The sequence below is a fragment of the Agrobacterium sp. T29 genome (assembly GCF_006970545.1).
Lineage (GTDB): Bacteria > Pseudomonadota > Alphaproteobacteria > Rhizobiales > Rhizobiaceae > Agrobacterium > Agrobacterium leguminum.
The window spans coordinates 118,801-130,581 of the sequence record NZ_CP040640.1; the positions used below are offsets into that span (position 1 = coordinate 118,801).

An 11,781-nucleotide genomic window follows, 5' to 3' on the forward strand; every position below is an offset into this window, starting at 1 on the left:
GCTTTACAATTTACTGGTTTTTTTAGCGATGTATGTGCGGAGGGCCTGTCGGACGGGAACCGGATGCCGGTGCTGTTCGATGCGCAGGAGCGGTTTCCAGGCGGCGATCTTTCTTCCGTTCCCCGCATCAGATTTCTGATGTCGGTCGATTTCCCGCCCTTCAATTTTACCGATCAGGAAGGCCGGCTTGCGGGTTTCCATGTCGATCTGGTGCGTGAAATCTGCGCCCAGCTGAAGGTCGAAAGCAAATGCCAGGTGCAGGCGCTGCCGTTTGACGAGCTGGAGGCTGCTCTGGAAATGGGCGAGGGCGAAGCGGTGATTTCCGGTCTCGCCACCACTGCCGACCTGCGCAAGAGTTTTACCTTCTCGCGGCCCTATCTCCTGATGCCCGCCCGTCTTGCGGTGAACAAGGCGGCGAAATTCACCGGCTCCGGTGCCGATGCGCTGTCGGGAAAGAAGGTGGGTGTGGTTGCCGGCTCGCGGCACGAACAGATGCTGAAGGCGTTCTTTCCAAAGGCCGCGGCCGAGGGCTTCGATGGCTACGAGCCGATGTATGACGCGCTGAAGAAAGGCAAGGTGGATGCCATCTTCGCCGATGGTCTGCGACTGCCTTTCTGGGTTTCGGGAAGCGCTTCCGAAGGCTGCTGCGCACTCTTCGGCGGTCCCTATATGTCCGACAGGTTTCTCGGTGAAGGCCTGTCGATCATGACCGTCGATCCCGACAACGTGCTTGTTCCGGCTTTCGATCAGGCGCTGGCGGCCCTTTCCCGCAACGGCCGGCTGGAAGAAATCTACCGGCGTTATTTCCCTTATGGGCTCTATTAGGGAGAGCCGGCCACCGGATCGGTTCCTGCGCCAGCTCCTATTTTGCTGGCGCGAAAACCTCTTCATTGCGGCGCAGGCGCAGCAGCGCGATCCATACGGCGGCGGCGATGGCGGTTTCCACCATGAAATAGCTGCCGATCGTTCCCGAAATGCTGAATGACCAGGTGAAGAAAGCGACGATGACGGAGCCGATGAGGTTGCCGCTGTTCCAGATCTTCGCGCGAATATCCTGCCGTCCGGATGCGCCGAGCGCCTCGAGTGCGGTGGCGGCAACGGCCATGGGCAGAACCGCCCAGCAAAGCACGCGGGTGATGATGGGCAGCGAAACATATTCATCGCCGAACAAAAGCGGCAGGAAGGGCGCGATGATGAAAATGACGAGCGCACTGCCGGTCGCGATGAAAAGTGCGGCCTTCAGCACGTTATAGGCGCGTTCTATGGTCTTGCTGATGCCCTGCAGGGCGGCGGAAGCCGAACCCGGATAGATCAGCCGGTTGAGGGCCTCGACGGAGAGATAGGAACTGTCGAGAATGCGCCGGGCGATGGAATAGCTGCCCAGCACCTCGGCGCTGGCGATGGCGCCGAGAACGAGAATATCGGCATTGCCGCGCACGGCCTTGAACAGGAACTGGGTGGAAAACAGGACGCCGATGCGGATTTCCTCACGCACGATGCGGAATACCGGGCTGCCGAGTCTTGCTATCGCCTTGACCGAGATCATGGCCGCAATGGTGTGGGCCGCAAGGTTCCACAGCGCCCAGGCCTCCACCGTTTCCACCTTGAAGATGAGGCAGGCGACCACCGCGGCAATGGTGCGGGCGACGGCAAACATCACTTCCAGCTTGTTGGCGGAGGCGAAGTCGGAATGGGCGATGAAGCTCTGCGTGGAAAGCGAGATGACTTTCAGGAGGACGAGGTTCGTGAACAGGATCAGGAAGGTGGTGATCAGCGTGTGCAGCAATGTTTCCGAGGTCGGGAAAAATACCGGGATCGTCACCATGCCGATGATGGTCAGCACCACGCCTGTCGCGGCGCTTAAAAGATAGCTGTGGCCGAGCATGACGGGAAACATGCTGCGATCCTGCGCGACACGGCGGATCAGCGATTCCTGCGAACCGATGCCGCAGATCTGGACGCCGAGATTGGTGACGGCCGTGATGGAGGCGTAAAGCGCGAATTGTTCGACACCGAGATGGCGGGCAAGCAGCGCGAAGGTCAGAAGCTGGGCGGCGCTGGACATGAGGAGCGCTCCGCCGGATGCCATGTAGGTCAATCCCAGTCTGACTAGATGGCCGAGCCGCGGCGTATTGAACGACACCTCATTCTCCATGTTTTCCGGCATTGCCGGGCGAATTCAAAAATGACTGCGCTGCTTTTTAAAATCTGGCGAACTGAAAAAGCCGCAACCGGCCAATAAAGTGAAAGTCCGCGACCCGAATGAATGGCAGTTTATCCTGTCTTATCCCTCTTGAGGTAAGAGAGGGTTAAAGCAATTGCATAATAATGATGATAATGACTGTTTATGGTTATTTGGACATGGCCCTGTTTCAGAAGGGTTTCGTTGTTCGTCACAAGGCAGGCCAATGATCCGACTATCCATTTTCGATGCAGGCGACCATGCCGCGTTTGGCTGATACGCAGCCCGTCTCTGCGCAAGGCAGCGCCATTTCCCTTGCCGGCAGCCGGCGCGACGCGTTTTTTTTCGTCGCCACCATGCTCTATATCTGGATTTCCGTCGCGCCTTTCGAAAATCTCGCAGCACCGCCGGTGCCGCACGCCGCCGCAAACCAGCTGACCGGCCTCGTGATCGCATTGATCCTCGGCGTTTTTGCACTGCGCCACCGGCTGACGGGGCTTCTGCTGCGGCCTCGGCTGCCCATTCTGCTGCTGTTCTTCTGGCTGGCGATATGCTCGGTGGTTGGAACCCAGCCCGGCACGTCGCTGCAACGTCTGATCTTCACGGCGCTTCTGTGCTTCATAACCAGCGTCCTTGTCGTCATGCCGCGCGACCGGCGGCAGTTCGACCGGATGATGGCCATCTTCGCCATCATTCTCTTGGCGCTGTGTTATCTGGGGGTGATCTTCCTCAGCTCGCGCTCGATCCATCAGCCCTATGATCTCGATGAAAAAGCGCTGGCAGGTGACTGGCGCGGTATCTTCAATCACAAGAACGCCGCCGCGCCGGCCATGATCATTCTCTTCATGATCGGGCTTTACCTGCGCAACGCCTGGTCGACGCTGGGCGGCATCGCCATCACGCTGCTGGCAGGGTTCTTCCTCTGGAAGACCAACGGAAAAACCGCGGCCATGCTGCTGCCCGTCACGGTGGCGCTGATCTGGATCATGGAAAGGCATGCCAACCGTACTTTGTTGATGATCGGCGGCCTTCTGGCCTTCATCAACATATCCGCGGTCGGCTCCACCTATTTTCCAAGTATACAGAATTTTGTCGAAGGCCTGGGCATCGATTCCACCTTCACCGGGCGGACGGACATATGGCGGCTATCCTTCGACACTTTCGCGCAGTCGCCGATCTTCGGGCAGGGGTTCCAGGCATTCTGGACGAGCGACCGGCTTCTGTCACAGGCCGATATTGCCGGCACCTGGGCGGTCACGGCCTTCCATGCCCATAATGGCTATATCGAAAGTCTGCTGAACGGCGGCCTGCCGGCCTTCATTCTCACCGTCATCTGGCTGGTCATCATACCCGCGAACGATTTCCGCACGGCGGTGGACAAGGGCACGGACCCGGCACTTACCCGACTTTTTGCCAGAATTTGGGTGTATGCGTTACTTTCTTCGTGTTTAGAGAGCAATTTCTTTACCGGAACCGGGCCTATCTGGTCTTCTCTTCTAATCGCAATCTATTGTTTGAGGCATCAGGCTTACGACATACTCGAAGAGGGACAGTAATTTGCAGACAGGCCGGGGGGCTTTGTATGACGCAAAAAATCGGGACTTTTACCGACCGGATCAATAACCGGCTGGTGCGCTATTTCCCGGGACCGGCGGTGCGGATCGAAACGTCCGAACCGATCGTGTCCTTCACATTCGACGATGTGCCGGCAAGCGCCTGGACGGCGGGTGCGCGCATTCTGGAAAACGAGGGCGTTTGCGGCACGTTTTACATCGCCGGCGTGTTTATCGACCAATACGATGAACAGCAGCAGATGATTTCCGCGAAAGGCTGCTCGGAACTGGCGGCGGCCGGCCATGAGCTCGCCTGCCACACCTTTTCCCATCGCAAACTCTCGAGCTTTTCCCGACGGGGGCTGGAGGAGGATCTCGATCGCAATGACCGCGTGCTCGGCTCGTTCGATGGAAGCCGCCACGGGCGCAATTTCTCCGTTCCTTTCGGCATGGCTTCACCGGTCATGCAGCCGCTGCTGCGACGCCGGTTCAGGACGGCGCGCGGCATCATGCCGGGGATCAACCGGGGCAGTGTCGATCCGCATAATCTTGCCGCAGTCGAGTTGCGTTCGGATCAAAACTACCTCGACGCCGCCGATGGCTGGCTGGAGGATGTTCTGCAAAAAGGCGGCTGGCTCATCATCTTCACCCATGATGTTTCGCAGACGCCGAGCTTTTACGGTTGCCCGGAAGGCAGATTTCAGGGTCTCGTCCGCAGGGCGGTGTCGGGCGGTGCGAAGATCATGACGGTCGATGCCGCCGCAAGGGCACTCGGTCTTTAAAGGAATATTCTCAGCGCGCCTGCCCGGTCGATACCGCGGAAAACGCAGTTGCGGGTTATTGGCTGGCCCAGATGATGCGGGCGATCCATTCCACATCGGCCATGTCGAAGCTGCGGTTCGGATGTTCCGGGTTGAGCGAAAGAAGCTCGATGTTTTTTGGGCTTTGCCGCGCCAGCACCTTGGCCATCACTTCGCCGTCGCGGCTTTTCAGCACCACGCGGTCGCCGCGCCGCACCTGTGCGCCGGGCTCCACGATGAGGATGTCGCCGTCGCGGTAGAGCGGCATCATGCTCTCGCCCTGCACCTCCAGCGCATAGACGCCCTGCCTGCGCTCGGGAGAGGAGGGGAATTCCACCACATCCCAGCCCTGACCCGCCGGGAAACCGCCATCGTCGAAAAAGCCGCCGGAGCCCGCCTGCGCGAAACCGAGCAGGGGAATGGCGTTGTCGGCGCCGGAAGGCTGCATGGTCTGCGCCCTGCCGAAAGCATAACCGAAAAACTGGTCGACGCTTGCCCCCGTCGCCTCCAGCACCTTGGAGACGGATTCCGTCGAAGGCCAGCGTTTGCGGCCATCCGGCCCGAAACGTTTCGATTTATTGAACGAGGTGGGATCGAGGCCGGCGCGCTTCGCCAATGCCGAAGGCGTTAGCTGGTGGCGTTCGGCAAGCGTATCGATGGCGCTCCAGATCGTCTCGTGTGACAGCATGATAGAAAGCCCGCAAGTGGAGCCGATAGCGGAAAAGCTCCTGTCGTTTACTGACCGGAATCTAGACCATATCCGGTCAGGAGTAAAGCAAGGAAAGGAATAAAATCCTTTTCTACGCCACCATGGCCGATGTATTTATCTTGGCGAGCTGGATCACCGCCTGGGTGCGGCTGTCGACCTTGAGCTTCAGCAGGATCGCGGAGACATGCGCCTTGATGGTGGCTTCGGAAACATTGAGCTCATAGGCGATCTGCTTGTTGAGCAGCCCTTCGGCCAGCATGCCCAGAACCCGGCTTTGCTGCGGCGTCAGCGTTCTGAGCCTGCCGATGAGATCGGCCACGTCAGGATCCTGTTCCTTGTCGCCCTGATGACCCGCCGGTATCCAGACGTCGCCTTCCAGAACCGCACGGATGCCGTCCCTGATATCGTCGATACCGGAGGATTTGGAAATGAAACCGGAAGCACCGAGTTCGATGGAGCGGCGCACGGTGGTCGCATCGTCCGTTGCCGAAACGATGACGATCGGCAGGCTGGAGAATTCCGCCCGGAGCGCCATCAGGCCTGAAAATCCGCTCACCCCCGGCATGGCGAGGTCGAGAAGCATGAGATCGGCGTCGTTGCGCGCTGCGGCTGCACTTCGGGCGGCCTCGAAATCCCCGGCTTCAATAATGCTCTGTTGCCCGTCGAGGCCGGATACGGCCTGTTTCAGGGCGCCGCGAAAAAGCGGGTGGTCATCTGCTATGATAATGACAAGTTCCGACATTCTGGCCCCCTCCCAAGGGCGTTATGCGGTTCTTTTTCTGGTACTGGCTCACTCCCATTTGCCGGTGGTCGAAACACGTCCGGCTCCTCCGCGAAAGGTTGCGCCAATCGGTCCCGCATTACAAGGAAAAGCTTGTGGACAGGCGGCCTTTCAGGCTCTCCGCAATAAAAATGCCGTGGAAACTGTGGACAATCTTCGAGCTTTGCGGCAAATCCCGCTGAGTGGAAAGCCTTGGAGAGCCCTATGCAGGAAACGCCCGCGATCATCTATAAAATCGTGCCGGAGACGTTATGGAGCGCGGCAAAGGCGAAGGGCGTCTTCGAAGGTGCGGCCATCGACCTGACTGACGGCTTCATTCATTTTTCAACGGCAAAACAGGCGGCAGAGACCGCCGCACGGCATTTTTCCGGCCAGGTCGATCTGCTTCTGATCGCGGTCGACGGCGCGGCCCTCGGCGACAAGCTGGTTTATGAACCCTCCAGAGGCGGCGGTCTTTTCCCGCATCTATATGCGCCTCTTCCCTTGACCGCCGTGCTTTGGGAAACGCCGCTTTCGCTCGGTCACGACGGCCAGCACCAGTTTCCGGAGATTTTGTGATGAGCGGATTATTTTCCTCTATCGGCCGCAAGGGCCTGTTTCTGGTCGATCCGGAAAAGGCGCATGGCCTGTCCATTGCGGCGCTGAAAAGCGGTTTCCTGCCCACCTGCATGGTGCCGCACGATCCGCGTCTGCAACAGACGGTGGCTGGCCTCGTCTTCCCCAATCCGCTCGGCATGGCGGCGGGTTACGACAAGAATGCGGAAGTGCCGGGGCCGCTTCTGAGGCTCGGTTTCGGCTTTACCGAAATCGGCACCGTCACGCCCAAGGCGCAATCCGGCAATCCCAGGCCGCGTATCTTCCGTCTGGTCGAAGACGAAGGTGTCATCAATCGCCTCGGCTTCAACAATGAAGGCCATGCCGCTGCGCTGGAGCGTCTGAAGCAGGCAAAGCTGCGCGGTATCGTCGGTGTCAATATCGGCGCCAACAAGGATAGCGAAGACCGCATCGCCGATTATGTACAGGGCATCGAGGCGTTTTATTCGGTCGCATCCTATTTCACCGTCAATATTTCCTCGCCCAACACGCCCGGCCTGCGCGATCTTCAGGCGCGCGAAAGCCTTGCCGCCCTTCTCGCCGCCGTGCTGGAGCGCCGGAAAGTGGAAGCCGAACGTTTCGGCAAACGCATCCCGATCTTCCTCAAGATCGCGCCCGATCTGACCGAAGAGGGGCTGGACGACGTTGCCGAAGAGGCGCTCGCCCATGATCTCGATGGCCTGATCGTTTCGAACACCACGCTCTCCCGCGAAGGCCTGCGACCCGGTCCTCACAAGGGCGAGGCAGGCGGTCTCTCGGGCAAGCCGCTCTTCGAGCTTTCCACCACGGTTCTCGCCAAGATGCGCCGCCGCGTCGGCGGTAACCTGCCGATCATCGGTGTCGGCGGTGTGTCATCCGCAGAGACAGCTTTGGAAAAGGTGAGGGCAGGGGCCGATCTCGTACAGCTCTATTCCTGCATGGTCTATGAAGGCCCCGGCCTGCCCTCGGCCATCGTCAAGGGCCTGTCGAAGCTGGTCGCCCGCGAGGGCGTACAGTCCATTCGCGACCTGCGCGACAGCGCGGTGGACCGCTGGGCGGATCGCAAGCTCGGCTGAGCGCAGAGCTTAGACGGTCGGCAGCGCGTCCTCAGGGGCTCTCCTTCCTCATCCCTGTGCTTGTCACAGGGATCCAGCCAGCCCAAGTACTTGGGCTGAGAAGAGTCCTCTCGCCGCGCAGACGCGCGTCGGCTGGATTCCTGTGACAAGCACAGGAATGAGGGAAGATGGTGGTTCCCGCCGCGTTACCTCAGGCGCAGAGCACCATCGCCCAATAGGGCCGGTTGCGGCTGGCCGCGTCATAGGCGACCGCGACGCCGAGGCCGTTATAGGGCCCGAGCATGTTTTCGAGGTGATGTTGTGAGCCGATCCAGGCCTTCACCACCCGCTCGACGCTGTCCTGCCCGGCGGCCACGTTTTCCGCTGCCGGAAGCGGCACATTGCCGTCTTTCATGCGGATCAGGAAACTGTCGGTCAGGCCGATCAGATGCGCCATCTTCTGCGCCTTGACCATGCGGCCGGCCTGATAGGCGGCAGCACCGCTTGCCGCGCCATTGATGGCAAGCGGCGAAAGCCCCTTGGAGCGGCGCAGATCGTTGACCATGGGAAGGGCCGCCGCCGTCTCGTCGCGGGTGCCGGAGGGCATGCCCTTGTTGGTGGGCATGGAGACGCAGGCGGAAAGAACGGAGCCGGCGGAAAGCAGCACGAAGCCGCGCCGTGAAAGCGTTTGAAACGGGGAGTGTGTCATGTCAGCGGCGGTAGCTCAGCAGGCGCAGGATGATGAAAACCGGAATGACGATCGTTGCCCCGAGGATCAGATAGTCGCCGATTGCGCCCAGCGCATGGAAACCGCTGCGCCAGAGATCGACCACGAAATCGCGCGCGCCGTAGATGATGTTCCATGGCGTCAATCCGAAGATCGCCATCAGAAAGCCGACGAGCAATGAAACCACCAGCAGCTTCACCACGGTACGGGCCACCGTGTCACCCAGCATTTTGTTGACCTCACCGGCCATCAGCACGTCTCCTGTTTTGTCCTGACATATGAAGCACGACGCTTCGATGCAAGTTTCGGCGCACTATATCGCGTCAAATTCGCCAATTCCACGAGGCCGCCATGAAATAGGACTTGAGTTTTTTTATGGCTTGATAAATGACAGCCGACATCTTCTCAGGAATCTTGAATGGCCCCAAACCAGTTTTCTTCCGGTGACGTCATTGCCGACCGCCGGGCGGATTATGCCCGCATGCTGGCGGAGAGCGGTGACTTTCCCGCCGCCGCCGAACTCATGGAACAGGCGCTGGAGCTTGCGCCGCGGTGGACGGCGGGCTGGTTTCGCTTCGGGGAATATCACGAAAAAGCGGGCGAAACGGAAAAAGCAGTGGCGGCCTACGGGAAGGTCGCCGAGCTGGACACCGAAGGACTGTTTGCAGCCGAGCTGAAACTCGCGGTTCTCGGCGCCGCCGAAACGCCGGAGCAACCGCCGAGCCGCTATGTGGAAGGGCTCTTCGACGATTATGCCGACCGTTTCGAAACCTCGCTTGTGGAAAAGCTGGATTACAGCGTGCCGCAAAAGCTGGCGGAACTAATTGGCAAGGCGGCGGGAAGCGGCGTGTTCGACACCATTGTCGATATTGGCTGCGGCACCGGTCTCCTTGGCGTTGAAATCCGCGCCTTCGCAAACCGGCTGGAAGGTTTCGATATTTCCCAGAACATGCTGGCCAAGGCGGAGGAAAAGGGGCTTTACGATCATCTAGACCAGGCCGATCTTTCGCTGGAGCCGGAGGCCTCGGGGCTCTTCACCCCCACGCTTGCGCAGCACCGCGCCGGCCTTGTGGCCGCCGCCGATGTGATGATGTATCTCGGCAGTCTCGAAACCGTCATGCCGCTTGTTTCCGCCCTGCTTTCGCCTTCAGGCTTTTTCGCCTTTTCGGTGGAGGATGCGGGGGAGGAAGACGGCTTTGTGCTTCGGGAATCCCTTCGTTACGCCCATTCGAAGAGCTACGTGAGCGAGCTTCTTGAGCGGACGGGCTTTTCCCTCATCGAAATTAGCAAAACCACCATTCGCAAGGATGCCGGAAAACCCCTTTCCGGCATTCTTTTTCTTGCCCGTGCCAAAGCCTGAACATTCCGTTTCTTGCCATTTTCGCGATAGGTCAGGCTTCCTTACGTATCCATCTTGCTCAGATGTTTTTTGCAGTGCAAAATATGCCTGAAGCTGAGGAAAAAAGCGTGAGCAGAACGAGAAGCGTTTACGGCATGTGGAGTTCCGATCCGGCCAAACATGCGCCGGTGGAAGACGTGCAGGGCATCGTCACCGGTGCCATCGTCTCGGCGCTCGGCTTTTATCTTCTGAACAAGGTTGGCCTTCTGACCGGCGGCACCGCCGGCGTCGCCTTCCTGCTTCATTATGCTTTCGGCATCAGCTTCGGTCTCCTGTTCTTCCTCGTCAATCTGCCGTTTTATTACCTGTCCTTCCGCCGCCTCGGTCTTGCCTTCTCCTTCAAGACCTTCATCGCCATCGGCCTCGTTTCGGTGCTGACGGAAGTGGAAGCGCGCTGGATGGTGATCGACAGTATCAATCCGCTCTGGGCGGCGCTGCTCGGCGGTCTGTTGCTGGGTTATGGATTGCTGGCGCTTTATCGCCACCGCGCCAGTCTTGGCGGCATCGGCATTCTCGCCATCTATATTCAGGACCGCTTCGGCATCCGCGCTGGTCTCATCCAGCTGGCCTTCGATGCCTTCGTGATGCTCTGCGCCTTCCTCGTCATCGATCCGGCCACGGTTGTTTATTCGATTGTCGGCGCTTTCGTGCTCAACATGTTTCTCGCCATCAATCACCGCTCGGACAGATACATCGTTGTGCGTTGAGCGAAGCACGCTTGAAATCCATCGCGCTTTTGCGCAATAGCTCGACAAAGGCCGGAAAATCAGGGGAACAGGCATGGTCGATACGACTGCACGCAAGCGCTTGAATATCTGGGCTTCCGCGCCCGATCGTCATTCGCTGCTGGAGGATGCCCAGGGCGTTCTGGCTGGCAGCATGCTCGTCTCGCTCGGTGTGACGCTGCTTTCCGCCGCGGGCTTGCTCACCGGTGGCACCGTCGGCCTTGCCTTTCTGGCGCATTATTCCACCGGCTTCAGCTTCGGCGCGGTGTTCTTCCTCGTCAATCTGCCGTTTTATTATCTCGCCTTCCGTCGCCTCGGCCTTGCCTTCACGGTCAAGACCTTCTGCGCCATCGCCATGACGGCGCTGCTGTCGGAATATATGCCTGGGTTTTTTGCCTTTCAGAGCATCAACCCGGTTGCCGCTGCACTTTTCGGCGGGCTGACGGTTGCGGCCGGCATGCTGGCGCTATTTCGCCACCGCACCAGCCTCGGCGGTTTCGGCATATTGGCGCTTTATCTGCAGGATCGTTTCGGCTGGCGCGCGGGCCTCGTGCAGCTCGCCTTCGACGGCATGGTGCTGGCCTGCTCGTTCTTCGTGGCCACACCTTTCGTCATCATCTGCTCCATCCTCGGCGCGCTGGTCATGAACCTCACGCTCGCCATCAATCACAGAAACGACCGCTACATCGCCATGTAGCGGCCGCCCATTTTGGGTTTAAGAGGTCACGCCGCCTTCGCAGCCGCATCCACCGGATGCTGCGACCGGAAGCCGACGGCGATGCGGTTCCAGGTGTTGATCGCGCCGATGGCGACGGTGATCTTCACGATCTCCTCATCGGAAAAATGCGCCTTCAGCGTCTCGAAGGCGTCATCCGGGGCGCCGGTTTCGGCAATCTTCGTCACCGCGTCCACCCAGCCGAGCAGCGCCCTTTCCTGCTGGGTATAAACGGGGGATTCCCGCCACACGCTCATCAGGTTGATCCATTGTTCGGAAAGCCCGTCATGGCGGCTCTCCTTCACATGCATGTCCACACAGAAAGCGCAGCCGTTGATGATCGAGGCACGCAGCTTGATGAGGTGAACGAAGCGGCGCTCTAGCCCGCTGCCCTGAACGTAATTTTCCAGAGCCATGACGGCCTTGAAGGCTTCGGGGGATGCTTTGGCATAGTTGATACGGGTTTTCATGGGTCTCTCCATTGGTTGGGTCTGTTTGAAGTCATGCGTCATCGGTCCGGAAAGCGATGAAGCTTTCCGGTGTGGGTCGGTTTTTCTTTGGT

General features: G+C 59.4%; 14 protein-coding genes. 8 read left to right on the forward strand and 6 right to left on the reverse strand.

Features of this window, described 5'->3' with window-relative positions; all coding sequences use genetic code 11:
- Nucleotides 1–63 precede the first annotated feature (63 nt).
- Nucleotides 64–825 carry a transporter substrate-binding domain-containing protein gene (locus FGF54_RS00585; protein ID WP_035265120.1) on the forward strand — a complete coding sequence of 254 codons (762 nt, stop codon included), beginning with the start codon at nt 64–66 and terminating at the stop codon, nt 823–825.
- 37 nt (nt 826–862) lie between these two features.
- Here the strand turns inward: FGF54_RS00585 and uppX are convergent, their stop codons facing one another.
- The gene (gene uppX / locus FGF54_RS00590) at nt 863–2,155 is read right to left on the reverse strand and encodes a Wzx-type polysaccharide biosynthesis protein UppX (RefSeq protein WP_168207958.1); all 1,293 of its coding nucleotides are present in this window, start codon (nt 2,153–2,155) and stop codon (nt 863–865) included.
- A gap of 287 nt (nt 2,156–2,442) precedes the next feature.
- Here uppX and uppY point away from each other — a divergent pair, with 287 nt between their 5' ends.
- Nucleotides 2,443–3,738 (forward strand): Wzy-type polysaccharide biosynthesis protein UppY, encoded by a 1,296-nt coding sequence (uppY, locus tag FGF54_RS00595; RefSeq protein WP_142778639.1) that lies wholly within the window; start codon nt 2,443–2,445, stop codon nt 3,736–3,738.
- A gap of 26 nt (nt 3,739–3,764) precedes the next feature.
- A complete protein-coding gene (locus FGF54_RS00600; RefSeq protein WP_142778640.1) occupies nt 3,765–4,517 on the forward strand; it encodes a polysaccharide deacetylase family protein in 753 nt (250 codons plus the stop codon).
- Between the two features lie 55 nt (nt 4,518–4,572).
- On the opposite strand, the gene FGF54_RS00605 is transcribed toward FGF54_RS00600, so the two are convergent.
- Nucleotides 4,573–5,223, reverse strand: coding sequence for a helix-turn-helix transcriptional regulator (locus tag FGF54_RS00605; RefSeq protein ID WP_003519935.1), 651 nt, complete (start codon nt 5,221–5,223; stop codon nt 4,573–4,575).
- Between the two features lie 112 nt (nt 5,224–5,335).
- Complete coding sequence (locus tag FGF54_RS00610; protein WP_035265127.1) at nt 5,336–5,986, reverse strand: response regulator transcription factor; 651 nt, start codon at nt 5,984–5,986, stop codon at nt 5,336–5,338.
- A 243-nt stretch (nt 5,987–6,229) separates the two neighbouring features.
- On the opposite strand from FGF54_RS00610, the gene FGF54_RS00615 reads away from it, so the two are divergent.
- The gene (locus FGF54_RS00615) at nt 6,230–6,583 is read left to right on the forward strand and encodes a DUF952 domain-containing protein (RefSeq protein ID WP_142778641.1); all 354 of its coding nucleotides are present in this window, start codon (nt 6,230–6,232) and stop codon (nt 6,581–6,583) included.
- Nucleotides 6,583–7,674, forward strand: a complete 1,092-nt coding sequence (locus tag FGF54_RS00620; protein WP_142778642.1) for a quinone-dependent dihydroorotate dehydrogenase — start codon at nt 6,583–6,585, stop codon at nt 7,672–7,674. Before FGF54_RS00615 ends, FGF54_RS00620 begins: the two co-directional genes overlap by 1 nt.
- A 190-nt stretch (nt 7,675–7,864) precedes the next feature.
- Here FGF54_RS00620 and FGF54_RS00625 read toward each other — a convergent pair whose 3' ends face one another.
- Nucleotides 7,865–8,362, reverse strand: coding sequence for a CAP domain-containing protein (locus FGF54_RS00625; protein ID WP_142778643.1), 498 nt, complete (start codon nt 8,360–8,362; stop codon nt 7,865–7,867).
- A 1-nt stretch (nt 8,363) separates the two neighbouring features.
- Nucleotides 8,364–8,630: a DUF6460 domain-containing protein gene (locus tag FGF54_RS00630; RefSeq protein ID WP_003493739.1), complete on the reverse strand. Its 267-nt coding sequence runs from the start codon at nt 8,628–8,630 to the stop codon at nt 8,364–8,366.
- A gap of 168 nt (nt 8,631–8,798) precedes the next feature.
- Between FGF54_RS00630 and FGF54_RS00635 the strand changes: the two genes are divergently transcribed.
- The 3 genes from FGF54_RS00635 (at nt 8,799) to FGF54_RS00645 (ending at nt 11,201) form a co-directional block, all read left to right on the forward strand.
- Entirely contained in the window at nt 8,799–9,740 is a 942-nt protein-coding gene (locus FGF54_RS00635; protein WP_168207959.1) for a class I SAM-dependent methyltransferase, read from the forward strand.
- 134 nt (nt 9,741–9,874) lie between these two features.
- Entirely contained in the window at nt 9,875–10,486 is a 612-nt protein-coding gene (locus tag FGF54_RS00640) for a YitT family protein (protein WP_035236585.1), read from the forward strand.
- Between the two features lie 73 nt (nt 10,487–10,559).
- Nucleotides 10,560–11,201, forward strand: a complete 642-nt coding sequence (locus FGF54_RS00645) for a YitT family protein (protein WP_142778644.1) — start codon at nt 10,560–10,562, stop codon at nt 11,199–11,201.
- 26 nt (nt 11,202–11,227) lie between these two features.
- Here the strand turns inward: FGF54_RS00645 and FGF54_RS00650 are convergent, their stop codons facing one another.
- The gene (locus FGF54_RS00650) at nt 11,228–11,689 is read right to left on the reverse strand and encodes a carboxymuconolactone decarboxylase family protein (protein ID WP_006698962.1); all 462 of its coding nucleotides are present in this window, start codon (nt 11,687–11,689) and stop codon (nt 11,228–11,230) included.
- Nucleotides 11,690–11,781 lie beyond the last annotated feature (92 nt).